Origin of the sequence: Caballeronia sp. LZ028, assembly GCF_031451415.1 — a bacterium.
Classification (GTDB): Bacteria; Pseudomonadota; Gammaproteobacteria; order Burkholderiales; family Burkholderiaceae; genus Caballeronia; species Caballeronia zhejiangensis.
In genome coordinates this window covers 80,701-106,410 of sequence record NZ_JARUXN010000014.1, presented here as the reverse complement: position 1 = coordinate 106,410, position 25,710 = coordinate 80,701, and the positions used below count along the sequence as shown (strand labels likewise).

The following is a 25,710-nucleotide window of genomic DNA, read 5'->3' as shown; positions in this document are numbered from 1 at the left end:
GTCAGTCGCCAGCTTGCCAGTGGTCGCAAAAACACGACATTTGTATCTTGCTAGAACACGACATTCTCATGTTGCTCCTACATCAAAAACGCCGATAATAAAGCTTATGTAAAGTCAGTTAGAAAGGCGGCAGACGAAAGCTGCCGCACACACCGCCGAGGCGCCATGAAGAAAACCGGGATGAGCAGCGACGCTCGCACGGCCCTGCGAGATCGATCCGCCGCCTAGTGCCCGAATCGTCGCACGAAACGATAGAAGATCCACGGATGAATCTTCAGCATCGCCATGACCAGCGACAGCTTCGGCCGATGGTCCGAAACCATGCCGAGCAAGTGCCTGAGACGAAGCCTCTGCGCGACGCTATCCAGAATAGGCTCGGCTGACCGATACGTCGGCGCCTTGATCGCTGCCTGAAACGCGATGGTCCGAAAGCCATAGACATATTTCAGCCTGAAGAAAAGCTTCCGGTAATTTCTTATCGGCATGGACGCCGTGCTCTTCTCTACCCGATCCATGATCGCAAAGATGTCAATGATCTTCGGATTGAATCGTGTCGAGATGCCCGATTCGCGATACATGTACGAATACAAGGTATCGGGCATGAGACGAACGACGCTGGCTTTACCGAGCGTCTGGACCGAAACACAAATATCCTCGTAGATCAGCCCCGTCGGATGCTCGATCGCGAGGAAGATCGAGCGGCGTACTAACTTGTTGAAGCAATACGCCTGCAACGTCAAGTCGAGAATTTTCTCTACGGCTTCAACACCGCTCATGACGGTATCGCCGGCTTCGACGCGATAATTGATCTTGCCGTCCGGGCTAATATTCTCGGCGGCAAAAATTACGATATCCGCATTGAGCTTCTCCGCTTCTTCGGCGACCCGGCGTATGAGATCGTGATGAACGTGGTCATCGCTGTCCACGCAGAGCACATATTCGCCGCTCGCGGCGAGTGCCGCAATCCTGCGAGTCTCTGCGAGCCCCTTGTTTTCAGCGTTTTTGATGAACTTCCAGCGAATTCTGCTTTGCTGTTCGAGGATGCGTAAGGTCATTTCCCCGGAGCGGTCAGGACTGCTGTCGTCGACGGCGATGATTTCGAAATCGGTGGAAGTCTGCGACAGTAGTGAGTCGAGGCATTCTTCGATATACGGCTCGACTTTGTACACGGGCACCAGCACACTGATTTTCGGCGGTTCTGACATGAAGTTTCGTCCCTATAACTGCACGTGAGTGCTTTATTCAGGAAAACGACTAGTGCCAGAGGAGTTTACCCGATGAGCGGCGTGAATGTGCGGCTTTGGGCGAAGACAGATCGGAGGCTCGAACGTCTCACGTGCCGAGAAGTCGCCTGCACCACGCGCGCGCATGATGTGAAAAAGGGCGCTTTCGCGCCCTTCTTATCCGATGAAGGGCAAATGCTCGCTTACTTCGCCCCCAGCAAATGCGGCAAAAACTGCGGGATATGCGGGAAGAAGATGATCAGCAGCAGGTCGATCACCAGCGCGAAGATGAAGGGAAGAATCGCGCGTGTCGCCTTCTCTACCGACACGCCGCCGATCGAAGCCGCCGTGAAGAGACAGAAACCTATCGGCGGCAGATTGATGCCGATGGCCGAGTTGATCAGCACGATCACGCCGAAGACGACCGGATCGATGTGCATCTGCACGACGAGCGGCAGGAACACCGGAATCACGACGGCAATGCTCGAGATCGTTTCCAGCACGGTATGCGCGGCGATGAGAAACAGGTTGATGAGGATCAGCAGCACGATCGCGCTCGTGGTGATCGCGAGAAAACTATTCGCGACGTGCAGCGGAATCTGCGCTTCGATCAGATAGCGCCCAAGCACGAACGCGAGCCCGAGCAGGAACGAGACACGCGTGGTGTTCACTGAAGTTCGCACCAGAATGTCCTTGAAATGCGAGAGCTTCAGCGTCTGAAAGATAAACGCGCTCACCAGCGTCACATAGACGGCCGCGACCACGCCCGCCTCCACCGGCGTGAAGATGCCGCCGAGGATGCCGCCCAGAATGATGACCGGCGTGAGCAGCGCCCAGAACGCTTCGCGGAAGGTCGTCCACAGCTTGCGCCTATCGAACGGCTCGACGGCGCTGTAGCCCTTCTTCACCGCGGTCACGTAATTGACGATCATGAACGACGCGACCACCAGCAGCATCGGAATGATACCGGCGATGAACATCGTGCCGACCGACACGTTGGCCGTATAGGCATAGACGAGCATGCTCATCGACACGGGCGAGAGCAGCCCGAGCGAGCCCGCCGCCGATTGCAGCGCCACCGCGAACGCGCGGTTATAGCCCTTCTTCACCATGCCGGGAATCATCACCGAGCCGATGGCTGCCGTGTCGGCCGTCGCCGAGCCGGAAAGGTCCGCGAAGAACATGCTCGCAACGATCGTCACCTGGCCGATGCCACCGCGCATGAAGCCCACCAGTGCCTGCGAAAATTCGATGATGCGCTTCGACACGCCGCCCGAATCCATGATCGCGCCCGTCAGCATGAAGAACGGAATGGCGAGCAGGCCGACGTTGTTGAGGTTCGAAAAAAGCTGCTGCGGAATCACGAGCAGCGACGTGCCGTTGATCGACAGCGCGAGCGTCGCCGCAATGCCGATGCAGATGGCCACCGGCACGCCGAGCCCGAGCAGCCCTGCTCCAAATGCGATTGCCCACATGATGTTTTTCCTAGAGATGTTCGGACACGCCCTCGACGAGCGTGGCGTCGGTCTGCGTCTGCGGCGCGAGATGCGAGACCGCGATCCGCACCAGCGAATGAAACGCGAGCAGCGCGCCGCACACCGGAATCGAGAGATACGGATAGACCATCGAGATCGGAATCGACGCGGCGGTTTCGGTGCCCATCAGCGCGAGCATGTCCGTGCCGTACAAGACGAACACCGCGCCGAGCGCCAGGATCGCGCAGTCGGTGAAGTCCTTGAGCAGCGGCGCGAACGCAGCCGGCACGCGATCGGCCAGCACGCGCACTTCCGGATGCGCGCGCAGCTTCACGCCGGCCGCGGCGCCGAGGCACGTCAGCCACACGAACAGATACGCCGACACTTCGTCGGACCACGACAGCGAATCGTGCAGCACGAAGCGGAAGATCACCCCGAGCCCCGCGACGATCACCGCCCCGAGCAAAAGGCAGCTACAGACGAACAGATTGATCTTCAGCACGATGCCGTCAACGAACATCAAGCCGCGCGCGAGCTTTTCCATGCGTGTCGCCTCCCGTGATGCCTGGGTTGTGCGGTGGCCGTCGTTCGCATCCGTCATTTCGATGCGACCGCCGGCGCCTGCTTGGCCGAATTGATCTCCTGATACAGCGCCGGGCCGTCCGGAATCTTGCCGATCAGTTCGTCGCGCGCGGTCTTGGTCGCTTGCGCCCACGGCGCGGTATCGACCGTCGTGACCTGAATGCCCTTCGCTTTCATCGCGGCGATCGCGGCGTCGTATTCGCGCTTGTACTCCTTGAGATCGAAGTCCGCCGCGATCTTCGCCGAGTCCTGGAACGCCTTCTGATCGGCGGGCGAAAGCTTGTCCCACGCGCTCTTGCTCATCGCCAGCACGACCGGCAGATAGTTCACATGCGTCACGTAGAAGTGCTTGGCGACGTCGGAGAACTTGTCCTGAACGAACTGCTCGGGCGAAGTATCGGCGCCATCGACGAGACCTTGCGACAGCGCGAGAAACAACTGGTTGTAGGCGAGCGGCGTCGGATTCGCGCCGAGTGCCTTGTAGCCCGCGATATAGCCGGGGCTCTGCATCACGCGCACCTTGAGGTCCTTCATGTCCGCGAGCGACGTGACCGGACGTTTGGTCGTGAACAGGTTGCGTTCGCCGACCGCGAGCCACGTCAGGCCGATCATGTTCACCGGCTTCATCATGTCGAGATACTTTCGCCCGACCGGGCCTTGCAGCACGCCGTTCGCCTCGTCCATGCTGGAGAAGAGATACGGCATATCGAAGATCTGCCATTGCTTGATCGTGTTGTCGATCGGCGCCTGCGCGGAGATCATCAACTCCTGCGTGCCGGTGCGCAGCGCCTGCGTCATCTGCACTTCGCCGCCGAGCTGCGATTGCGGGAACAGTTGAATCTCGATGTGACCGTGCGTGCGCGCGGCGACTTCCTTCGCGAAGACCTGCGCGGTCAACTGATAGTGATTGTCCGGCGCCAGCGTGTGACCGAGCTTCATCACGACCTTGTCCTGCGCGCTCGCGCCAGACGACGCCGCCACGCACATCGCGGCGAGCGCCGCGCTCATCGCCATGCGCAGCATGCTCTGCGCTCTGAAAAGCGAACTCATGTTGTCTCCTTGCTCGATATGGATACCGCCCGGCGAGTGCGCCGCATCGTTCGGTGCGAGTGCCCGGTGCGAATGCGGAGCCGGCGGGTTGACGCAAGTATTTGTGATCGCGGCGAGGGTGCGTTAGGACCAGTCGTCGAATTTCTTGGACTTTTTTACGCTGCCCTTTCGCATCGCCGGGTCCGATGCAAAAAAGTCCAAAAGATCGCGCGAACCGTCCTACCGGTTGCCTGTAACGCGTCTTTAAAGTGACTTCCAAGCCGGCGATGCAACATCAGCACGCATCGTTCAGGCGTTAACCCCAACTCATCCGAGAAGAAACATCGACATGGCCAAACGCCCTCATATGGATTGCTATGCAATCGGCGACACCGCCGATTTCGCCAAGACGGTCTCCGAATACGATATCTACGGCTTTGCCGGCATCGTCGGCGATTTCTACGCCGTGCATCTCAACGAGGAATACGCGAAGGGCACGCGCTTCGAAAAGCGCATCGCGCAGGGCTGCCTGTCGGTCGGCTTCCTTTCCACGGTGATGGGATACATGGCGGCGAAAGCGCCGAGCCCCGGCGCCGTATCGTATCGCTACGACATCACCTTTAACGCGCCGGTGTTCATCGGCGACACGGTGAGCGCGCGTCTCACGCTCGAAGAAAAGGATGAAGAGCGCAACGTGTGCATCTTCGCCGCCGACGTGACGCGCCAGGACGGCGTGGTCGTGGCATCGGGCAAGACCTATCTGAAAGTGCTGTGACGCCATGACGAACGACACGCTTCCCGTTCTCGCGTCGCAGCATGGCGCGCTGCGCCTCCTGACGCTCAATCGCGCCGACAAGCTCAACGCGTTCACGCCCGACATGCTCGCGGCGCTCGAAGCCGAAATCGCCGATGCGCTCGCCGACGACGCGACGCGCGTGATCGCGCTCACCGGCAGCGGCGCAAAGGCGTTCGCCGCGGGCAACGACATCGAGCGGCTCGTGTCGCTCGACGGCGTCTCGGCTTATCGCGACATGGTGGCCGGACAGCGCGCGCTGTTGCGTCTGCATGAAAGCGCGAAGCCGACCATCGCGATGGTCAACGGCTACGCGCTCGGCGGCGGCTTCGAACTGGCGCTCGCGTGCGACTTCATCGTGGCATCGAGCGAGGCGAGCTTCGCATTTCCCGAGATCACCCTGAACACCATGCCCGGCTGGGGCGGCACGCAACTCGCCGTCGCCAAGATGGGGCTCGCGTGCGCGAAACGCTTCGTGATGAGCGGCAGGCGCTTTTCCGCGCGCGAATGCGAGGCGTTCGGCTTCATCCACGAAATCGCCGCGCCCGCGAAACTGTTCGACGCCGTGCGCGCGCTGGCCGACACCCTCGCCTCCTACGATCCGTTCGCGGCCGAGATGGCGAAGCGCGCGCTGAATCGCGCGAGCGACATGCCCTTGTCCGCCGGACTCGACTTCGAGGCCGCGCAATACGCGGTGAATTTTTCGAGCGAAGGCGCGCGCGCGGGCCTGCGCCACTTCGTGGAACGCAAACGCGCACGCCGCGCCGCGCAAGCCGACACCGCACCGGTCACGCCATGACGACAACCTTCAATCAACCTCACTGGCTCGGCGAAGAGCACACGATGATGCGCGAGGCCGTGCGCCGTTTCGCCGAGAAGGAAATCGCACCGCAATCGGAGACGCTCTGGGAGCAGGAAGCGTTTCCCTACGCGATCTGGCGGCAGGCCGGCGAACTCGGCTTCACGGGCTTGCCGTATCCCGACGAATTCGGCGGCGGTGGCGGCGACTGGCTGTCGTTCGTGATCGTGCTCGAAGAACTCGCGCGCGTGGACTGCGCCGTCGCCAATGCGCTCATGGCGAACTCGACCGTCGCGAGCCTGTTGAACAACTACGGCACGCCGCAGCAGAAAGCGCGTTTCTTGCGCCCCATTCTCGACGGCACGCAGATCGGCGCGATCGGATTCTCCGAGCCCGACGCCGGTTCCGATGCGGCGAATATCGGCACGCGCGCGGTCTTCGACGGCGAACGCTGGATCATCGACGGTGCGAAGACGTTCATCAGCAATTCGGGTACGGAGATCGGCGGGCCGACCGTGATCGCGGCTGTCACCGGCACGCGACCCGACGGCCGCAAGGAGATCTCCAACTTCATCGTGCCGCAAGGAACGCCCGGCTATGGCAAGGGCAGAAAGCTGCGCAAGATCGGCTGGCGCGCATCGATCACGCACGAACTGTTCTTCGAGCAATGCGCGATTCCCGCCGATCAACTGCTGGGCGAACGCGGCGCGGGCTTGCGTCAGACGCTCGCGCAGATCAGCACGGGGCGCATTCTGATCGGCGCGCTCGCGCTCGGCATCCTGCAGGGCTCGCTGGATCGCTCGGTCGCGTACATGAAGGAGCGCCGCGCGTTCGGACGCGCGATCGCCGAGTTCCAGGCGCTGCAATTCAAGATCGCCGACATGGCGGCCGATGCGCACGCCGCGCGTCTGATGCTCTACGACGCCGCCGCGTCGAAAGATGCCGGCGCGCCCTTCGATGTGCAGGCGTCGCAAGCCAAGCTGTTCGCCACCGAGCACGCGATGAAAGCCGCGCATCAGGCATTGCAGATTCACGGCGGCTACGGCGTCATGGCCGAGTTTCCCGTCGCGCGCGCATTCGGCGATGCGAAGGTGCTGGAGATCGTCGAAGGCACGTCGGAGATCCAACGCATGATCATCGCGCGCACGCTGCTCGCGTGATCGCGCGCTGAAACCGAGAGGAGAATGTTCATGCTGGAAGGCATCAAGGTGCTGAGTTTCACGCATTTCCTGCAAGGCCCCGCCGCCGTGCAGATGCTCGCCGATGTCGGCGCGGATGTCATCAAGATCGAACCGCCCGGCGGCGCGTTCGAACGTAGCTGGACCGGCGCGGACGCGTTCATCGAAGGCGTGAGCGTGTTCTTTCTGCTCGGCAACCGCAATCAGCGCAGCATCTCGCTCGATCTGCGCGACGAAGCCGCGCGCGAGATCGTGTGGCGTCTGATACGCGAAGCCGACGTGCTCGTCGAGAACTATCGTCCCGGCGTGCTCGACAAGATGGGCTTCGGCTACGCGCAGGTGCACGAAGTCAATCCGCGTCTCGTGTATTGCTCGTGTACCGGCTACGGTTCGTCCGGGCCTTATCTGAAACGTCCGGGCCAGGATCTGCTCTTGCAGGCGATGAGCGGACTGACCATGCTGTCCGGCGATGCCGAATCGCCGCCCACGCCGGTCGGTTCCGCCATCGTCGATCAGCATGCCGCCGTGCTCGCCGCATTCGGCGTGGTGGCCGCGTTGCAGGCGCGCGAGCGCACGGGCGTCGGCACGCGCATCGAGAGCAATCTGCTCAACGCCGCGCTCGATCTGCAAATCGAGCCGTTCACGTATTACATGAACAAGGGGCCGTTGTGGGCACGCACGCATCCGCCGATGGGCAGCCGTTTTCATCCCGCGCCGTATGGCGTGTACCGGACGCGTGACGGTTATATCGCGATGTCGCTCACGCCGACGCAGAAGCTCGCGAATGCGCTGTCGTGTCCCGCGCTCGCCGAATTCACGCATCCGAAGGACAACGTGCGAAGGCGCGACGAGATCAATCGCCTTGTCTATGACACGCTGAAAACGCGCACGACCGAGGACTGGATGCGCACCTTCGAGGAACACGATATCTGGTTCGCGCCCGTCAACGACTACGAGCAGGTGGAGCAGGACCCGCAAGTCGCCCACAACGAAATGATCCTGTCGTTCGATCACGAGGAAGCGGGACCGGTGCGCGTGCTCGCGCATCCAGTGCGCTACGACGGCGCGGCGCCGCCCTTGCGGCGGCATCCGCCGAAACAGGGACAACATACCCGCGAAGTGCTCGCGGAACTGGGCTACACGCCGCAGGAAATCGACGGCTATGTCGAACGCGGCATCGCATTGACATCGAGGAGAGAAGCATGAGCGCACAACCGAACAACTGGCCGGCGCTCTTGCGCTTCGACGACGTCGAGATCGGCCGTACGCAGGTGAACGTGCACACGGTCACCGAGGCCGAAGTGGACGCGTTCGGGCACCTGTCCGGCGATCTGAACCCGCTGCACATGCAGCACGCCTTCGCCGAATGCTCGCCGTTCGGACGGCGCGTGGTGCATGGCCTGTTGACGGCCGCGCTGGTGTCGGCGGCGCACACCGAACTGACAGGGCCAGGCTTCGTGTATGTCGGACAGGAGCTGCGTTTTCTGGGGCCGGTGTATATCGGCGATACGGTGACGATCGGCGTATGCGTCGTCGAAAAGAAGCCCGCGAAACACATTCTCGTGATGGACACCACCGTGCGCAATCAACAAGGGCACGTCGTGCTGAGCGGACTTTCCGCGCTGAAGGAACTGCGCTTCGATCATGCGCTGATGGCGCGCAGCGCGGCGGCGTGACATCGCCGCGCGGGCCGCATGGTGTAAATGCCAGTTAACCGGCGGGCGCGGGCACGGCTACACTCGTGCAGTCGCCCGCGCAGCGCGGGCATGCAGGCGGGCGCGAAGACACTCGCCGCCGACGGAGGAGACAGTTGGATACCGCATGTTGCTGTCACGTTCCGGTGATCCGGATCGAGGACTACGAATACGGCGCACACGTCAAGACGCCGGACTTTCATCTCGCGCCGATCGAGGCGCTCAAGTCGACGCTGGTCTATCCGCATCGGCACGACTTCTATCACATGATGTGGGTGCTCGCGGGCAGCGGCTCGCATGTGATCGATTCGGTGCGCTACGACGTGCGTCCAAACACGCTCTACTTCATGGCGCCGGGACAGATTCACGATCTGGATCTTTCGGCCGATACGCTCGGCTATTCGCTCAGCTTTTCGTCGGAGTTTTTCGCGTTCCGCGTGCAGAACCGCCATACCGAAACCGAAGTGCCCGTCTACAACTTCGAGCAGCTCGCGCCGTGCGTCAATCTGAGCGACGCGCAGGTGCGCGAACTGGCGCGCGTGATGGACGGCATTCGCCATGAGTATCAGGAGGAACAGGTCGGCTACACCGACGCGATCTGGGCCTACTTGCACGTTTTCCTGATCAAGGTCGCGCGCATGTGCGACGCCGCCGCCATGCGAGATGCCGCCGCGACGCGCAGCGTGCTGCTGTCGCGCCGCTTCAAGAGTCTGCTGGAGAAGCATTTTCGCTCGGTCAACGAGGCGGCCGATTACGCGCGCCTGCTCAACGTCACGGAGCGCGCGCTCAACGAGGCGACGCGTCAGGCGCTCGGCAGCACCGCGCCCAAGCTGATCCGCGAGCGCGTGATGCTGGAGGCCAAACGGCTGCTGCTGCACTCCGAAGTGAATGTCGCGGAGATCGCCGCGATGCTCTCGTTCGACGATCCCGCCTACTTCAGCCGATGCTTTCGCAAGCACACGGGCCGCTCGCCGATCGACTATCGGCGCAGCCTCGACAAGCTGCACATCTGAGCGTCGTCATGTGCCGCTTCGGTGCGGAAATGTCCAACAGTTCATGCGTTTCATCCTAACGCGCTCGCGCGGGCGCTTCTTAGAATCGTCCTGCGAATGACGAACTCAAGGAGACGCCGTGTCGAACGCAATGAACCCGCTGTCACTCAGCGAGAACCAGGCAAAGCTGTTTCGCGAAACACTCGATAAAACCGCGCAGAAGGTCGCTTCCGACGAGCTGACCTTCGGCGTCGAATTCCCGCAAGTCACCGGTCCCGATGGTCAATGGGTGCGTCTGCCCGCGTCGCTCTCTGCGGGCTACGACGGCGACGCATGGAGCCACGGCAACTGGTTCTGCGGCTTCTGGGTCGGCTTGCTGCTGAGTTCGTATCTGCACACCGGCGAGGCGCGCTTTCTCGAATGGGCGCGTGCCCGCATGCTGCTCGTGCGCCAGCGCGCGCAGGATCCGAACACGCATGACATCGGCTTTATCTTCGATAGCAGCGCGGTGCCGGGGCATCACATCACCGGCGACGCGTGGTTCGCCGATATCGCGCTCGAAGCCGCGGACAAGCTGCGCGCCCGGCTCGTGACCACGCGCGGCGGCGCCTATCTCGCGTCCTGGGGGCCGATCTCCGATCCGCGCGGCCGCAGCGCCTCCGCGATCGACACGATGGCCAATCTGTCGCTGCTCTACTGGGCCGCCAATCACGCCGACGACGGCAGCTACCGGCACGCCGCGGACGCGCACGCCGAGATGACCGCGCGCGCCTTCGTGCGCGCCGACGACTCGACCTATCACGCCGTCGAATACGACGTGGAGAGCGGCGCGCGCAAACGCGGCTACACGTTCCAGGGCGCGTTCGACGAATCCGCATGGAGCCGCGGCCAGGCCTGGGCGATCTACGGATATGTGAACTCCGCGCGGGAAACCGGCAAGCGCGGCTATCTGGACCTCGCCGAGCGTCTCGCCGATTACTACCTGCGCCGCCTCGAAGGGCGTCAGGTGCCGCCGTGGGACTTCGATGCGACCGGCCGCGACGCCGAGATCAAGGACACGGCCGCTGCCGCCGTGGTGGCGTCGGCCTTGCTGGAGATGGCACGCGTGCATCCCGATGCGCACGCTGCGGGCAAATGGCAAGGCCACGGCCTCGCGATGCTCGAAGCGCTCTGCCGCGACGAATTCACACGCGACGGTCAGCACGGGCTGCTGCATAACTCGTGTTACTCGAAGCCGCACAATATCGGCGTCGACGGTGCGACCATGTTCGGCGACTTCTACTTCGTCGAGGCGCTATGCCGCGCCGTGCATCCCGGCAAGCTGCGCCCGCTCGACGACACGCGCATTGCGCTCGCCTGAGGGTGTCACGAAGCCATCGCCGGCAACGCGGCGCGCGCAATCGATAACCCGCGCGCGCCGGATTGCCGATCTGCGTGGGCAACTGCTCCTCACATTGCAAAGCTAGCGCGCATTTTCATCGAGCACGAGAAGGTTGTCGTGAGAAAACCCGAGCGCTACCGGCTGCCCGCGCTCCGGCAGGGTCCTGTTGGGATCGTTGAAGACATCGAGCGATACGACCGCGTTGCTGACCCGCGCACGAATGCGCACCACGGCGCCGAGAAAGCTGATCTGCTCGACGGTGGCCGCGAGCGAATTCCGTCCGTTCGACGGCGGCTCCAGGATGATCGCTTCGGGGCGCAGCGCCAGCAATCGTTCCTTGCCGGCATCATCCGGCGGCAGTGGGCGCGACGTCACGAGCTCCTGACCATCGACCGCGATGCGCCCGCTTCCGGGATCGATCACGCGCCCGGCGAGAATGTTCAGCGTCCCGACGAACGATGCGACGAAGCGCGTGCGCGGAAAATTGTAGATGTCGAGCGGCGAGCCGATCTGTTCCACGCGCCCGTCGTTCATCACGACGATGCGGTCGGAGATCGACAACGCCTCTTCCTGATCGTGCGTCACGAAAATCGATGTAATGCCGAGCTCGCGCTGCAGCGCCCGAATGTCCTCGCGTAATGACACGCGGATTTTCGCGTCGAGCGCGGACAGCGGTTCGTCGAGCAACAGCACCTGCGGCTTGCTCGCGAGCGCGCGCGCCAGCGCCACGCGCTGTTGCTGTCCGCCCGACAATTGCCACGGATAACGCGCGGCGAGTTGCGGCAGCTTGATGAGTTCGAGCATCTCGGCGACGCGCGCGTCGATCTCCTTCTGCGAACGCTTCGCGACCTTCAACGCGAAGCCGATGTTCTGCGCCACCGTCATGTTCGGGAAAAGCGCATAGGCCTGAAACACCATGCCGACGGCGCGGTCGCGCGTACGCATGTGCGTGACGTTGCGTCCATTCAGACGGATCGTGCCGCGCGTGGGCGTTTCGAATCCGGCGATCATGCGCAGCACCGTCGTCTTGCCGCAACCCGACGGACCGAGAAACGTGATGAATTCGCCCTGCTCGATCGTCATGTCGAACCGATGCAGCGCGACGTTCGGCCCGAACGTTTTGTGAAGATCGTCGATTTCGAGAAATGGCATAAGTCGCGGCCTCGTCGGCTCAGGTTTTATGGCCGGCCAGTGCGCGCGCCGATCCGAACACCTGGATCAGGCCCATCGATGCCCATGTGACGACGAACGCGATGATCGCCAGCGCCGAGGGCTCGTATGCGCGATTCGCGCCGATCAGTTGCAGATAAGGTCCGAACGCCGGACGGTCCAGCAGGCTCGCGATCGTGAATTCGCCGATCACGACGGCGAACGTCAGGAACGCGCCGGACAGAATGCCCGAGCGCACGTTGGGAAAGATCACGCGGAAAAGGATCGTCGTCCAGCCGGCGCCGAGACATTCGGCGGCTTCGGTCAGCGAGCGGACGTCGACGGCGCGCATGCCCGCATCGACGGCGCGGTACATGTACGGTAACGACAGCGTGACGTAGCCGAAGACGAGCAGCAGATCGGTCGCGCGCTCGTTGCCGGTGAGCGGCAGGATGGAACTGCTGTTATAGATGCGCAGATAACCGAACACGATCACGATGGCCGGTATCACGAGCGGCAGCAAAGTGATGAACTCTACGACGGGCCGCAGCTTCGGCAGACGCAATTGCACCCAGTACGCGGTCGGCACGACGAGCAGCACGCCGATCACGATGGTGAGCAGGCCCATGAGCACCGAGTAGCCGAACGAAGCCTGAAAACGCGGATCGCCGAGAACGACGCGATACGCGTCGAAGCTGTAAGCGTCGCGGCGCATCCGCAGGCTGAATTCGAAGGTGGCGGCGAGCGGAATCACAAAATACATCGTGCCGACGATCATCGCGATCCAGGCGCCCGCGCGCGATTGCGTCTTCATGCGCGTCTTCATGCGCGTCCCCTTTCGGCCCTCGCGCGCAACCAGATGTAGCCGCCGTTCGACAAGCCCGTGACCACGATCATGCCGAGCGCGAGCGCATAGCCGAGGTTCTGGTTATGCAGCACGTCGCCGCGAATCTGCGCATACAGCAGAATCGGCACGATGTTGAGCGAGCTGCCCGTCAGCGCATAGGCCGTGGCCACTGCGCCGAACGCGTTGGCGAAGAGCAGCAGCGCCGCGCCGAGCACGCTCGGCCACAGGACCGGCAAACCGACGTATCGCCAGTACTGCGCGGCCGTGCCGCCGAGACAGTCGCACGCTTCGCGCCACTCGCGCTTGAGACCGTCGAGCGCGGGCGTGATGATGAGGACCATCAACGGAATCTGGAAGTACAGGTAGGTAATGGTCAGCCCGACGAAGCTGAGGATGCTGAAGCCGGTGGAATACAGATTGACGCCGAGGTATTTGCGCGCCAGCACCGTGACGAGGCCCACGCGTCCCAACGTGCAGATGAATGCGAACGCGAGCGGCACGCCCGCGAAGTTGGACGCGACGCCCGAGAACGTCATGAGCGTCGGACGGATCCACGCCGGCAGCCGGCCATGCACCGCTGCCCAGGCGAGCAACGCGCCGAACAGCGTCCCGCCGGCGGCGGATGCCACGCTCACCTTCACGCTGATCCAGTAGGCATCGAGCACGGCGGGCTGAAACAGTTCGCGAAGATTCGCCAGCGTGAAGCGTCCCTGCGCATCCTGAAACGCGCCGATCATCAGAAAGGCGGTGGGCAACAACAGAAACAGCAGCGCGAACGCAAAGAATGGCGCGACGCCCGCATACGTGAGCCAGCCCGCGCCGCGGCTCGCGCGGGCGGGGCCGGACTGCGGCGCGGGCGCGGCCGGCGTCAGCAGATCCGGGCCCGAAGCGCCTGGCTGCGGAGATGCGCTCATTCCGGCGAACTCGCGGCTACTTCACGTTCGCGCCGACGACCTGATCCCAGCCTTTGGTGACGGCGTCCTTCGTGGCGTTTTGCTGTTCGAGCGTCGGGAACACGGCGTTGCTGTAAGCCGATGCCGGCGGCAGTTTGGCAAGCAGCGCCTGCGGCACTTTCTTCTGCGCGACCAGCTCGTTATAGCGCATCGGATGGCAGTATCCGGCCAGCCAGCCGAGTTGCCCTTCGTCGGAGTAAAGGAATTCCATCCACAATTTCGCGGCGTTCGGATGCGGTGCGTAGGCGCTGATCGCCTGCACATAGACGCCCGCGACGACGCCCGTCTTCGGCACGATCACCTGCACTTTCGGATTGCCTTTGAGCGTGTCGCGATCGGCAAGCGCGTTGTAATCCCAGCGCACGATGATCGGCGTCGTCCCCTGCGCGAGCGACGCGGCCTTGCCGATCACCGGCACGAAGTTGCCGCTCTTGTTCAGATCGGCGAAGAACTTGAGGCCCGCCTGGTCGGCCTTCGACGCGTCACCCTTCGTCTGCGAAAGGCCCGCCGCATGGACAGCCTGAATCGCCTGATTGGCCGAACGCGGGTCGCCCGCGAGCGAGACCGCGTTGCGATAGTCGGACTTGAGCAGATCGCCCCAATCGGACGGCGGCTTGTCGATCATGTCCGCGTTGACTTCGAACGCGAGCACGCCGTAGTAGTCGCCGTACCAGTAGCCTTCCGCATCCTTCGACGCAGCCGGGATCGAATCCCACGTCGACACCTTGTAAGGCTGCAACAAGCCTTCCTTCTTCGCGGACGGACCGAACGACAGGCCGACATCGATCACATCCGGCGCTTGCGGACCCTTGTTGCCCTTGTTGGCCTTGATCGCTTCGATCTCGTCGCCCGAGCCCGCATCCGGATTCAGCTCGTTGACGTGGATGCCGTACTTCTTCTGGAACGTGTCGATCAGCGCGCCGTATCCGCACCAGTCGTGCGGCAACGCGATCGTGGTCAACTGTCCTTCCTGCTTCGCGGCGGCCACGAGCGCCTCGGATGGCGCGGCCGATGCGGCGTCGATGCCGCCCGCCGCGAGTCCCGCTGCCGTGGAGATCGAAAGGAGACGGCCCGCCCAGATACGCTTCATCGTCATCGCTGTTCCCGAAAGGAAGGTAGTGCGTTGAAGAGAACCGCCGATTGCTGATGCAGGCTAGTTTCAAATCCTCAAATTTGCAAGCTGCCAAAAAAGTACAACTTTCGCTTATGACGGATGTAAGCTGAACAACAGCGTGCCAGCGCAATTCTCATTGTTGCTTCCACCATCGAGCATTCCCTATGTGGCAGAAAGACCGTCATCAGCGCATACGCGCGCTCCTGTCGATGCTCGGCCGTGTCTCGAACGAGAGGATCATGGCGGAGCTTTCCGTGTCGCGCGAAACGGTGCGCCGCGACTTGCTCGATCTGGAGCAGGCGGGTGCGCTGCGGCGCGTGCATGGCGGCGCCGTCCCGTCGAGCGACGAGGCGCCCATCGCCGAACGCGCCCGCGCGAACGTGCGCGCGAAGTCGGCCATCGCGCGGGCGGCAATCGGCATCGTTCACGCCGGGCAAACCGTATTCGTCGATGCCGGAACCACGACCGCCATCCTCGCGGACGAGCTTGCGAAGCTCGCCAATCTCACCATCGTCACGAATTCGGTCGATGTCGCGCTGCGGTTGCGCGGCACATCGGGACCGCATGAGCGCGTGCGCGCGATGAACGAGGTCATCCTGCTCGGCGGCATGCTCAGCGAGCGCGCGGCGGCCACGACGGGCGCGACGACCGTGCTCGACATCCGGCGATACCGCGCCGATCTGGCGATGCTCTCGCCCGTCGGCATCGATCAGCGGCACGGGGCGAGCAACTTCGATCGTGCAGAAGCCGAGATTGCCCGGGCGATGGTCGAGAATGCGGACCGCGTCGCGATCCTCGCCGATCACAGCAAGATCGGCCAGCGCAGCCGCATCACGTTTTGCGCGCCTCGCGACATCGACGTTCTCGTGACCGATCGCAAGTCCGGCGAGGCCGCGGATTTGCGCGCGCTCAAGAAGACAGTGGGCGACCTGGTGCTTGCGTGAGCTGCGTCATTCCTTGACGTGCAGCGTGTCGAGCGAGCGCTTGCGCAGACGCGTGTCATGCAGCGCGCCCGCCGCATCGAGCACGGGATACGCCGTCGAACAGAAGAGCGAGTTCAGCCGTTTCATATTGCCGATGAGATCCAGGTGCAGCGCGCTGGTTTCCACGCTGCGCGAGCTTTGTCCCGCCAGCCGGTCCAGATGCTTGTGCGAGTAGGCGCGCTCCAGATCGCGAAAGCGTTCCTTCTCGGCCAGCAACTGCTCGGCGCATCGCAGATCGTTGTTGAGAAACACCGACAATCCGAGCCGCAGGTTACTGATGAGCCGCGCATGCAGATCGTCGAGTTCGCCCAGGCCCTGTTCCGAGAACGCGAGCCGTTGCGAGATTTTCTTCTCTTCGATATCACTGACGATTCGCTCGATGATGTCTCCCGCATGCTCGAGATTGATCGTCAGCGAAATGATGTCCGTCCAGCGACGGCTTTCCGCCTCGTCGAGCTGCTCGCGGGAGATCAGCGTCAGATAGCTTTTCACTTCCGCGTAGAGCTGGTCGACGTCGTCGTCCATGCGCATGGTTTCGCGGGCGACGGCGAGATCATTGCGTCTCAGCAGATCGGCGACGTTATCGAGCATGACGCGCACGATGTCGCCGATGCGAAGCACTTCACGCGAAGCATTCGCCAGCGCGAGGCTCGGCGTCACGAGGCCTGCCGGATCGAGGTACAGCGGGCGCAACTCGCCGGTCGCGACCGTGCGATCCGGCAGCAAACGCCGGCTGATCGCAGCGACCCGTTCGACGAGGGCGAGACACGCGCAGCAGCGCACGGTGTTGTAGATCACATGGAAACCGACTACGGCTTCGCGCGGATTGGCGATCAGAACCGGCAATCCGCGTGCGAGCAGCGATGCGAAAGGCAGAATGATGATCGCGCCGGCCAGTTTGAATGCGAAGCTGCCAGCGGAAAGACGCCGTGCTGCCGCGTTCTGCGGCAGCGCGTTCAAGAGCGCCAGGAGCCCGCTGCCCAGATTCGCGCCGACGACGAGGCACAAGGCGACCTTCAGCGAGATGACGCCCGACGACGCCAGTGTCGCCGTCAACAGGACTGCGGCGAGGCTCGAATACGAGAGCATCGCGAAGCCCGCGCCCACGAGGGCGTCGAGCATCGTGTCGCCTGTGAGCGCGCCGAACATGACCCTGACGCCGGCGCCCTGCATCATCGGCTGAGCCGCTTCGACGATGAGATGCAGCGCCAGCAGAATCAATCCGAGTCCGATGATGGTTCGGCCCACCTGCCCCGCCCGCGTCTGCTTGCGGGTCAGGAAAAGCGGCACGCCGAACAGGATCAGGATCGGCGAAAGCCATGACAGGTCGAGCGTCAGCACTCGCGCCATTAACGCGGTGCCGACATCCGCGCCGAGCAGAACCGTTAGCCCGGCCGCGAGCGGCACCAGTCCCTGCGCGGCGAACGATGTAATGATGACGGCTGTGGCGTTGCTACTCTGCACGAGGCTCGTCACGCCGATGCCCGCCAGAAATGCGCGCGTCTTGCTGCCGGTGCTACGGCCCAAAATGGCGCGGAGATCGGCGCCGAGCACGCGGAGAATGCCGGTGCGAACGATATGAGAGCCCCAAACCAGGAGGGCGACGCCAGAGAGCAGATTGAGAAGAACCAGCACGGCGAATCGATTTCCCTTTGAATGGACGTGACGCTGACGCCAGGCTGTCGAAAATTGGATTGTGACAATAGTGTTACACAGTTCCCACGGCAATTGAGTGAAGTCAATCTTCCATGCAATGCGGCGTTGCGTGCATGCCGCAACTCGCGCATCCGCTTGGAACCAGCGTCTCGCGGGTTTCGCGTCCGCGGCTAGAATCGGCGCTGGCGCATGGAGACCTCGATGGGATACCTGATCGTATTGAGCGTGGGTTGGATGGCGGGTGTTTTGAGCGGCGTGATCGGCACCGGCTCGTCGATGCTGTTGATGCCCGTGCTCGTGCTCATCTACGGCCCGCAGCAGGCCGTTCCGATCATGGCCATCGCCGCGATCATGGGCAATCTCGGCAAGGTCCTGTCCTGGTGGCGCGAGATCGACTGGAAAGCTTCCATTGCCTATGGCGCGACAGCCGCGCCCGGCGCGATATTAGGGGTTCACACGCTGCTTGCGCTCCCGCCGCACGCGGTCGAGCTAGCGCTTGGTCTCTTCTTTATCGCGATGGTGCCCACGCGCCGATGGCTCGCCCGCCGGGCCATGCGCCTCTCGCTCTTCCAGCTCGCGCTGATTGGCGCACCGGTCGGCTTCCTGACGGGCATCGTCGTTTCGACCGGACCGATCACCGTGCCGGTTTTCATGAACTACGGCCTTGTGAAGGGCGCGTTTCTCGCGACCGAAGCTACCGGTTCGCTGATCGTCTACGGAGCGAAAGTCGCGGCCTTTCAGCAGTTCGGCGCCCTGCCCGCTCAGGTGGTCGCTCAAGGGTTGATTACCGGCGCGGCGATCATGGCAGGCACGTTTTGCGCGCGCGGGATCGTCGCGCGCATGTCCGCTAACACCTTCCGGTTCATCGTCGATGCGCTGATGGTGTCGTCGGGTGTGTCATTGCTATGGGCCGCAGTCCGCTGAAGTGAAGTGCGTCGCTGTGAACCAGCGCCTGCGCCCGATGCAAATCCCATCGCATTCCCGCAAGTCATACGTCTCTCGTGCTCTGCTCCACTGACGCACGCTTCCCTCCCGCCGCGAAGTGACGCCCCGAGCAGGCGGATCCATCGATCAGATGGCGTCTGAATCACTCGCATTTACGCGCCGATTCAAAACTTGCGCGCGGCACAGCGCTTGCGCATCAGTGCCGCGCGCATCGACGCCGCAACTCTTCCTGGAGACATCATGAAACTGCTTACTACTCAAGAAGGCCTGCCGCGCCTGTCGTGGGGTTCGATCATCGCGGGCGTCATCCTTTCGATGATCGTCTATCTCATCATGAGCGTGCTCGGCACGGCGATCGGCGCATCGCTCCTCTCGCCGTTGTCGAAGCCCGATACGTTGCACGGCTTCGGTTTCGGCTCGGGCGTATGGGTAATCGTCACGACCGTGCTCGCGGTTTTCGTCGGCTCCTATTACGCCGGACGCTGCGCGCCCGTCCTCGGATGGCTCCACGGTCTGCTGTCATGGGCGGTGATGACGCTGCTCGTCGTGTTCGGCATGACCTCGCTGATTACGGGCGCGGTGAGCACGGCCGGCAGCATCGTCGCAACCACCGCGCAAGTCGGCGCACAAGCCGGCGCGACCGCCGCGAATCAGGCGGGCGGGAACAATCAGCTCATCGACTCCGCGAAGCAGCAAGTGCAGGCGGCGATGGCATCGGCGGCGTCGGCTGCATCCTCTCCGGATGCCGAACAGAACGCGCGCCAGGCCGCCGACACCGCCGCGCGTGGCGTCGCTCGCGCAAGCTGGTTCTCGTTCGCGGCGCTCGTCGTCGGCGCGATCATCGCGATCGTTTCGGGCGGCGCGGGCTTTCGTCATCAGCCGCCGGTCGAGGAAGGCGGCGGCTCCGCGCTGGATCGCAAGAACGCGGCCCCTCGCAATCGCACCGTGCAGGCAGGCGCCCGCCTTTGAGCGCGCCCGGCCGACGACCTGACCACGCTTCAACGGAGACGCCGATGAGCGCCGATGACAAGCCCACGACCCCGAACGCGACGAACGCGGACTCGTCCGGCACGTCCGACGAGCTCCGGCTTTCCGCCGTGCAGGAAGAATTGTCCGTCGACGTGAAGCGGACGGAGACCGGCGCCGTGCGCGTTCGCAAGGTGGTGCATGAAGAGATGCAGCCGGTCAGCATGCGCCTGAGCGCCGAAAAGGTGGAAGTCAGGCGCGTGGCCGTGAATCGTCCGGTCGAGGAACGTGCCGAGCCGCGTCGCGAAGGCGACACGCTCATCATTCCTGTGTACGAATACGTGCCGGTCGTTCGCATGCAGCTCACGTTGAAAGAAGAGGTGCATGTGACGACGCGAGAGACGCAACAGGACGTCGTCCACCAGGTTCTTCTGAACTCCGAAGAATTGGTGGTCGAACGTCGCGAAGGCACGAGCGGCAAGTGGAAGCCCGATCCGGATGCCGGCTAGATTCACCCGCACCCGAGGCGGGAACGGCCGTTGCGCATATGGACCGGCGCACCTCTCGATACCCGAATCACTCTCACGGAGATAATGCAATGAGCCAGACCATCATCGGTGTATTCAATACGCTTCAGGACGCGGAACTTGCTCAGACGCGCCTCGAAACGGAAGGCGTCGCCCGCACGAATATGAACGTGCATGCGAACGATATGAGCGCGTCCACGTCCGTGTCCGGCGATGCCACCGACCGTCCCGCCGGCGAGCATCACGAAGGCGCGATGGCGCGCATCGAGCACTTCTTCAAGAACCTGTTCGGCGATCACGATCAGCCCGAGGAAATCGGCCACTATCACGAAGCGGTCCGTCGCGGCGGCGCGCTGTTGACGGTGGATGTGATCGACGAATCGTCGATCGAACGCGTGCGCGACGCGCTCTATGCAGCCGGCGCCATCGACATCGACACGCGCGTCGAGCAATGGCGCAGCACGGGCTATAGCGGCTATGACCGCAATGCGCCGGCTTATACGGCCGATGAGATCGCCGCTGAACGGCAGGCCTTTCCCGTCGTGAAGGAATCCGTCGAAGTCGGCAAGCGCGAAGTGCAGACGGGCGGCGTGCGCGTCTATTCGCGGGTGACCGAAACGCCGGTGAGCGAATCGGTGAATCTGCGTGAAGAACACGCGAACATCGAGCGTCGGCCGGTGGATCGTCCGGCGACGGTGGCGGATCTGAAGGAAGGCTTCGTCGAGATCAGGGAAACGGCCGAGCAGCCCGTCGTGGCGAAGACGGCGCGCGTGGTCGAGGAAGTGGTCGTCGGCAAGGAAGAAACGAACCGCACCGAAACCATTCACGACACGGTGCGCGGTACCGAAGTGGAAGTCGAGCGGACGGCGGGCAACCGGGACGTCGCCGACGGCGCGGTTCCGCCGGCGAAAAAGACGCCGCTGTAACGCGTAGCGAGATCGGCCGCTCCCTGCGGAGCGGCTGATTCCGCACGTCTGCGTCCGCTACATTCCCGTTCGCTCAGTCGACGAAAGGCAGCTTGCGGTCGCGCGCTTCCGTCAGCATGGAAACGGTGATCTTGCGCACTTCCAGCTTGCTTTGCGTGATATGTGCGCGCAGCAGCATCGCCGCTTCGCCGCACTTGCCGCGATCGATGAAGCGCAGCATTTTCGCGTGCTCGTCGTAAGTTGCGCTAGTGCGATGCGGCTTCAAGAAATCCAGCCGCCGCACGATGCGGATGCGCTCCGTCACTTCGTTATGCACGCGCAGCATCTCGCCGTTGCCGCTTGCGCGCACGAGTCCGCGGTGAAAGTCCTCGTCCAGGCGAAACATCGCGACCGGATCGCTTTCCTGCGCATCGGGCGAAACGCACCACACCGACTTGAGCGCATCCACTTCCGGATGCGGTGGCGCGCTGCTCGCGAGTTTGTCGAGCGATGCGGTCTCCAGCACGATTCGCAAGTCATACAACTGATCCAGCCGCGCGAAGTTGATCTCCGACACCTTCCAGCCACGCCTGAAACCGACTTCGAGATAGCCTTCGCGCAGCAGGCGGAACAGCGCGTCGCGCATCGGCGTACGCGACACCCCGTAGTATTGCGCGATGTCGGTCTCCGAGAAGCGGTCGCCGGGAAACAGGCGAAAGCTGAAGATGTCCTGCTTCAACTGCTGATAAACCTGCTCGGCAAGCGGATTGGCGCTCTGAATGGCGCGCACGGCACTGCGCTCCGTGAGTTTGGGCGAGTTGATTCGATGTCTCCGTGTAATGCCTCTTCAGGGCGTTTCGATCAGGCTCACGTGCGCCGCGACGATGGTCCACCCCGCGAACGCATTCGATGCATGGCCGATGCGCGCCCACGTCTGCATCTGACGTCCGAGCAAAGGCGTGGCATCGCTCGTGAATTCGGTGCTGACCGAAGCGTAATCCGTGCCGAAAGTCGTCACCACCGTTCGATGCAAACGCCGCGAACGCGGCACCGGCGCGCACGTCTCGCGCCAGCGGCGAATTTCATCGCCGCCATGCTGCACTTCGGCGATGCCGTATCGTACCGTTTCCGGCGCGTGCCAGAAGAGCGCGTTCATGGTAGCCACATCGTTATCGACGAGCGCCTTCTCATAGGCGATGAACGCGCGCTCGACTTCAGCCACCGTTTCCGGACGATTCAGTTCCATCAATTCTCCAGCACATCGGCGAGCGTGGCCGTCCATCCGACGATGCCGCCCTGCGAGCGAATCATCTCGATGGTCGCAGTCTTGAACGACGGTATGTAGCTCGCCGTCGCGTCTTCTATCAGCACGCATTCGTAGCCGCGATCGTTCGCTTCGCGCATGCTCGTCTGCACGCATACTTCGGTCGTGACGCCTGCGAACACGAGATGCGTGATGCCGCATCGCGCAAGCTCTTCGCCGAGGCGCGTTGCGTAAAAGGCGCCTTTGCCGGGCTTGTCGATGACGATCTCGCCCGTAATGGGCGCGACCGCATCGACGATGGCGTTGCCCGGTTCGCCGCGAACGAGAATGCGGCCCATCGGTCCCATATCGCCGATGCGCGCTCGTGGCGCGCCGCGCAGCCGCTTCGCATCCGGACAATCGGAGAGATCGGGCGCGTGCGATTCGCGCGTATGCACGACGAGCCAGCCGCGATCGCGCGCATGTTCGATCAGCTGCGCGACGGTCGGCACGATCGACGTCAGCAGCGACACATCGTTGCCGAGCGCTTCGCCGAAGCCGCCCGGCTCCACGAAGTCGCGCTGCATGTCGATGACGATCAACGCCGTATGCGCTACATCGAACGTGAACGGAGACGGCCGGGCGCGGGTCAGGGTAGGCATGGCGTCAGCCCTCGTATCGGCGTTCGGGTTTCGAAAAACCGCATGACGTCCCGTCTTTCACGACGACTTCGTCCTCCCACGTCAGACGATATTCGCCACGCACCATGTCCTGCATGAACGTGTACGGACAATCCTGCGCGCCGCCCTTCACGGCGACATAGCCGCGATGTCCGAACTGATAGATGTTGTTTTCGACGCCCCAGTGAATGCGGGCTTCGCGCACGAGATCGGGGCGCATTTCACAGGTGATGATCTCATCCGGGCGATGACTGCCTTCGACCAACACCGTGCCGTCGAAATCGCAGAACATGCCTTCGCCCATCGAGTCGAACGTGCCGTCGCTGCCGCACAGACACACGCTCGCGGTCTGCGCGAGATTCTGGAATGCGTTCGACTGATTGGTGATTTGCCAGGCATGGCGAATGGGCGCGGTATAGCCCGCCGTGCGCAAGATGATTTCCGCGCCCTTGTAAGCGGCTTCGCGCGCCATCTCCGGAAACATGCCGTCATGACAGATGATGAGCGAGAGCTTCGCGCCCTTCGGCCCGATGCACACCGGCACGCCGAGATTGCCCGGCTCCCACGGCTCGACGGGCACCCACGGATGCATCTTGCGATAGTAGAGTCGCACCTCGCCCCGATCGTCGATGATGATCCCGCTGTTATAGGGATTGCCGCCTGGATTGCGCTCCATGATGGAGAAGCATCCCCAGATGCGATGCTCGATGCACGCCGCCTTGAACGCGGCCACTTCGGGACCGTCGAGCGAGCACATGATGGCATCGTTCGTATCCATCGACAGGCCGTGCAGCATGTATTCGGGAAACACGACCAGATCCATCGACGGATTGTTGCGGCGCGCCTTGCCGATCAGTTCGACGATGCGCCGTGTCTGCGCGGCCAGTTGCTCCGGGGTGGCGACAGCCGGATTCTGCAACTGCACGAGACCCACGACGATGCCTTGCGGCGACTTGTTCAATCCACCGAGACCGCTCGAACTCATTCTTCCTTGCTCCTTTATGCGTGAACGGCGAGCGGCTCCGACGCAGCGCGCGTGGCGCTTTCGACATGACCCGCCATGTGTCTTCCCAACGCGACGCGATCCGCGCCGCTCGCAGCCGTTTCGTGTACCAGCCGCCCTTCCGCGATCACCGCGATGCGATCCGCCAGTTCCAGCAGTTCATCGAGGTCTTCGCTGACGAGCAGCACTGCGGCGCCTGCATCGCGTGCGGCGAGAATGCGCGCGTGGATGTCCGCGACCGATGCGAAGTCCAGTCCGAATACGGGATTCGCGACGATCAGCACATCCACCGCTTGCCCGAGCTCGCGCGCGAGCACGGCGCGCTGCACGTTGCCGCCCGACAACGTGCCGATGGCGCGCGCCGGCACCGGCGGTTTGACGTTGAATTCGGCGATGAGACGTTCGGCGCGTTCGCGCATCGCACGGCGATCGAGACGCCAGCCGTGACGCTTCATCGGCGCACGGTCGAAGTCGCGCAAGGCGAGGTTGTCCGCGATGCTCATGTTCGCGACGCACGCATTGCGCAGCGGTTCTTCGGGGAGCGCAAATACGCGCAGCCGCGTCATCTCTTCACGCGTCGCGCGGTATGGCTCGCCATGCATGCGCATTTCACCGCTTTGCACGCGGCGCTGGCCGACGAGCGCTTCGATCAGTTCCTTCTGCCCGTTGCCCGATACGCCCGCGATGCCGAGTATCTCGCCCGACTTCACGCTGAGCGAAACATCGCGCACCGCCCGATGTCCACGATCATCGACGACGTTGAGACTGGACAGCGCGAGACGCACGGGCGAAGCCGCATCGAGCGGCTTGCGTCCGGGCTGCATTCCGGCGAGTTCGGGATCGTCCTGCTTCGCGGATTCACCGCCCATCATCCACGCGGCGAGCTTGTCGCGGCTCGTATCCGCGACCGCGCTCGTCCCGACGAGCCTGCCCTTGCGCAACACGGTCACGTCGTTGGCATACGCCATCACTTCGCGGAACTTGTGCGTGATCATCAACACGGTCAGCTCGCCGCGCGTGGCGAGATCGCGCATCAGGCCGAGCACTTCGTCTGCTTCCTGCGGCGTGAGCACGGACGTGGGTTCATCGAGAATGAGGAAACGCTGCTGCAAATAAAGCTGTTTCAGAATCTCGAGCTTCTGCTTTTCTCCTGCGGCGAGACCGGCGACGGGCGCATCGAGAGGCAGACGAAAGGGCATCGAACGCATGAAGGCATCGAGCGCGGCACGTTCCTTCGGCCAGTCGATCTTCCACGGCAATCGCCCGCGCGCGAGCAGCAAATTCTCTTCGACCGACAAGCCCGCCGCCAGCGTGAAATGCTGATACACCATGCCGATGCCGAGCGCCTGTGCATCGCGCGGCGACGCGATTCTCACCTGCCGCGCATCCGCGATGATCTCGCCGTGATCGAGCACGCCATAACCGACGAGCCCTTTCACGAGCGTACTCTTGCCCGCGCCGTTTTCGCCGAGCAGCGCATGCACGGTGCCCGCGCGCACTTTGAGCGTCACGTCGTCGAGCGCGGTGAAAGCGCCGAAACGCTTCGTCGCGCCGAGCACTTCCACGCTCATCGCTTTGGTCGGTGCGTTCATG

General features: G+C 63.1%; 26 protein-coding genes. 12 read left to right on the top strand and 14 right to left on the bottom strand.

Going from position 1 to position 25,710, the window contains the following annotated elements; all coding sequences use genetic code 11:
• Nucleotides 1-224: 224 nt before the first annotated feature.
• From QCE58_RS32105 to QCE58_RS32090, 4 genes are all read right to left on the bottom strand, one after another.
• Nucleotides 225-1,205: a glycosyltransferase family 2 protein gene (locus QCE58_RS32105; RefSeq protein WP_008346637.1), complete on the bottom strand. Its 981-nt coding sequence runs from the start codon at nt 1,203-1,205 to the stop codon at nt 225-227.
• Nucleotides 1,206-1,426: 221 nt separating this feature from the next.
• Entirely contained in the window at nt 1,427-2,698 is a 1,272-nt protein-coding gene (locus QCE58_RS32100) for a TRAP transporter large permease (protein WP_250522274.1), read from the bottom strand.
• Nucleotides 2,699-2,708: 10 nt separating this feature from the next.
• Nucleotides 2,709-3,242, bottom strand: coding sequence for a TRAP transporter small permease (locus tag QCE58_RS32095; protein WP_008346641.1), 534 nt, complete (start codon nt 3,240-3,242; stop codon nt 2,709-2,711).
• A gap of 53 nt (nt 3,243-3,295) precedes the next feature.
• Nucleotides 3,296-4,330, bottom strand: a complete 1,035-nt coding sequence (locus QCE58_RS32090) for a TRAP transporter substrate-binding protein (RefSeq protein WP_008346643.1) — start codon at nt 4,328-4,330, stop codon at nt 3,296-3,298.
• 328 nt (nt 4,331-4,658) lie between these two features.
• Between QCE58_RS32090 and QCE58_RS32085 the strand changes: the two genes are divergently transcribed.
• The 7 genes from QCE58_RS32085 (at nt 4,659) to QCE58_RS32055 (ending at nt 11,125) form a co-directional block, all read left to right on the top strand.
• On the top strand, nt 4,659-5,084 hold the full coding sequence (locus QCE58_RS32085) for a MaoC family dehydratase (RefSeq protein WP_033535795.1): 426 nt from the start codon (nt 4,659-4,661) through the stop codon (nt 5,082-5,084).
• Nucleotides 5,085-5,088: 4 nt separating this feature from the next.
• Nucleotides 5,089-5,901: an enoyl-CoA hydratase/isomerase family protein gene (locus tag QCE58_RS32080; protein ID WP_175981676.1), complete on the top strand. Its 813-nt coding sequence runs from the start codon at nt 5,089-5,091 to the stop codon at nt 5,899-5,901.
• Nucleotides 5,898-7,061 (top strand): acyl-CoA dehydrogenase family protein, encoded by a 1,164-nt coding sequence (locus tag QCE58_RS32075; protein WP_309780920.1) that lies wholly within the window; start codon nt 5,898-5,900, stop codon nt 7,059-7,061. Before QCE58_RS32080 ends, QCE58_RS32075 begins: the two co-directional genes overlap by 4 nt.
• A gap of 30 nt (nt 7,062-7,091) precedes the next feature.
• Nucleotides 7,092-8,285 (top strand): CaiB/BaiF CoA-transferase family protein, encoded by a 1,194-nt coding sequence (locus tag QCE58_RS32070; protein WP_250456927.1) that lies wholly within the window; start codon nt 7,092-7,094, stop codon nt 8,283-8,285.
• A complete protein-coding gene (locus QCE58_RS32065) occupies nt 8,282-8,755 on the top strand; it encodes a MaoC family dehydratase (protein WP_175981670.1) in 474 nt (157 codons plus the stop codon). The genes QCE58_RS32070 and QCE58_RS32065 overlap by 4 nt, the downstream gene beginning before the upstream one ends.
• 134 nt (nt 8,756-8,889) lie before the next feature.
• Nucleotides 8,890-9,786: a helix-turn-helix domain-containing protein gene (locus tag QCE58_RS32060; protein WP_175981668.1), complete on the top strand. Its 897-nt coding sequence runs from the start codon at nt 8,890-8,892 to the stop codon at nt 9,784-9,786.
• 118 nt (nt 9,787-9,904) lie between these two features.
• Nucleotides 9,905-11,125 (top strand): glycoside hydrolase family 88 protein, encoded by a 1,221-nt coding sequence (locus QCE58_RS32055; RefSeq protein WP_250456928.1) that lies wholly within the window; start codon nt 9,905-9,907, stop codon nt 11,123-11,125.
• 102 nt (nt 11,126-11,227) lie between these two features.
• On the opposite strand, the gene QCE58_RS32050 is transcribed toward QCE58_RS32055, so the two are convergent.
• From QCE58_RS32050 to QCE58_RS32035, 4 genes are read right to left on the bottom strand one after another with little or no spacing between them, the layout of a single operon-like run.
• The gene (locus QCE58_RS32050; RefSeq protein ID WP_008346656.1) at nt 11,228-12,298 is read right to left on the bottom strand and encodes an ABC transporter ATP-binding protein; all 1,071 of its coding nucleotides are present in this window, start codon (nt 12,296-12,298) and stop codon (nt 11,228-11,230) included.
• 19 nt (nt 12,299-12,317) lie between these two features.
• The gene (locus tag QCE58_RS32045) at nt 12,318-13,109 is read right to left on the bottom strand and encodes an ABC transporter permease (protein WP_250441451.1); all 792 of its coding nucleotides are present in this window, start codon (nt 13,107-13,109) and stop codon (nt 12,318-12,320) included.
• Nucleotides 13,110-13,117: 8 nt separating this feature from the next.
• The gene (locus QCE58_RS32040; RefSeq protein WP_175981666.1) at nt 13,118-14,056 is read right to left on the bottom strand and encodes an ABC transporter permease subunit; all 939 of its coding nucleotides are present in this window, start codon (nt 14,054-14,056) and stop codon (nt 13,118-13,120) included.
• 16 nt (nt 14,057-14,072) lie between these two features.
• Nucleotides 14,073-15,191 carry an ABC transporter substrate-binding protein gene (locus QCE58_RS32035; protein WP_175981664.1) on the bottom strand — a complete coding sequence of 373 codons (1,119 nt, stop codon included), beginning with the start codon at nt 15,189-15,191 and terminating at the stop codon, nt 14,073-14,075.
• 182 nt (nt 15,192-15,373) lie between these two features.
• Between QCE58_RS32035 and QCE58_RS32030 the strand changes: the two genes are divergently transcribed.
• A complete protein-coding gene (locus tag QCE58_RS32030; protein ID WP_008346661.1) occupies nt 15,374-16,153 on the top strand; it encodes a DeoR/GlpR family DNA-binding transcription regulator in 780 nt (259 codons plus the stop codon).
• Between the two features lie 6 nt (nt 16,154-16,159).
• Here QCE58_RS32030 and QCE58_RS32025 read toward each other — a convergent pair whose 3' ends face one another.
• Nucleotides 16,160-17,827 carry a Na/Pi cotransporter family protein gene (locus QCE58_RS32025; protein WP_008346662.1) on the bottom strand — a complete coding sequence of 556 codons (1,668 nt, stop codon included), beginning with the start codon at nt 17,825-17,827 and terminating at the stop codon, nt 16,160-16,162.
• A gap of 222 nt (nt 17,828-18,049) precedes the next feature.
• Here QCE58_RS32025 and QCE58_RS32020 point away from each other — a divergent pair, with 222 nt between their 5' ends.
• From QCE58_RS32020 to QCE58_RS32005, 4 genes are all read left to right on the top strand, one after another.
• Nucleotides 18,050-18,772 (top strand): sulfite exporter TauE/SafE family protein, encoded by a 723-nt coding sequence (locus QCE58_RS32020; protein WP_008346663.1) that lies wholly within the window; start codon nt 18,050-18,052, stop codon nt 18,770-18,772.
• A gap of 261 nt (nt 18,773-19,033) precedes the next feature.
• The gene (locus QCE58_RS32015) at nt 19,034-19,762 is read left to right on the top strand and encodes a YrzE family protein (protein ID WP_250437261.1); all 729 of its coding nucleotides are present in this window, start codon (nt 19,034-19,036) and stop codon (nt 19,760-19,762) included.
• A 44-nt stretch (nt 19,763-19,806) separates the two neighbouring features.
• Nucleotides 19,807-20,268, top strand: a complete 462-nt coding sequence (locus QCE58_RS32010; protein WP_175981660.1) for a YsnF/AvaK domain-containing protein — start codon at nt 19,807-19,809, stop codon at nt 20,266-20,268.
• An 89-nt stretch (nt 20,269-20,357) separates the two neighbouring features.
• Nucleotides 20,358-21,212, top strand: a complete 855-nt coding sequence (locus QCE58_RS32005) for a YsnF/AvaK domain-containing protein (RefSeq protein ID WP_008346666.1) — start codon at nt 20,358-20,360, stop codon at nt 21,210-21,212.
• 73 nt (nt 21,213-21,285) lie between these two features.
• Here the strand turns inward: QCE58_RS32005 and QCE58_RS32000 are convergent, their stop codons facing one another.
• The 5 genes from QCE58_RS32000 to QCE58_RS31980 are packed head-to-tail and all read right to left on the bottom strand — an operon-like array spanning nt 21,286 to nt 25,709.
• Nucleotides 21,286-21,981 carry a GntR family transcriptional regulator gene (locus QCE58_RS32000; protein ID WP_250522275.1) on the bottom strand — a complete coding sequence of 232 codons (696 nt, stop codon included), beginning with the start codon at nt 21,979-21,981 and terminating at the stop codon, nt 21,286-21,288.
• A 57-nt stretch (nt 21,982-22,038) separates the two neighbouring features.
• A complete protein-coding gene (gene hpxZ, locus QCE58_RS31995) occupies nt 22,039-22,437 on the bottom strand; it encodes an oxalurate catabolism protein HpxZ (protein WP_250441454.1) in 399 nt (132 codons plus the stop codon).
• On the bottom strand, nt 22,437-23,096 hold the full coding sequence (locus QCE58_RS31990) for a cysteine hydrolase family protein (RefSeq protein ID WP_033535797.1): 660 nt from the start codon (nt 23,094-23,096) through the stop codon (nt 22,437-22,439). The genes hpxZ and QCE58_RS31990 overlap by 1 nt, the downstream gene beginning before the upstream one ends.
• Before the next feature lie 4 nt (nt 23,097-23,100).
• A complete protein-coding gene (locus QCE58_RS31985) occupies nt 23,101-24,099 on the bottom strand; it encodes a formamidase (protein ID WP_250522276.1) in 999 nt (332 codons plus the stop codon).
• Nucleotides 24,100-24,113: 14 nt separating this feature from the next.
• Nucleotides 24,114-25,709 carry an ABC transporter ATP-binding protein gene (locus tag QCE58_RS31980; protein WP_250522277.1) on the bottom strand — a complete coding sequence of 532 codons (1,596 nt, stop codon included), beginning with the start codon at nt 25,707-25,709 and terminating at the stop codon, nt 24,114-24,116.
• Between the last annotated feature and the right edge of the window lies 1 nt (nt 25,710).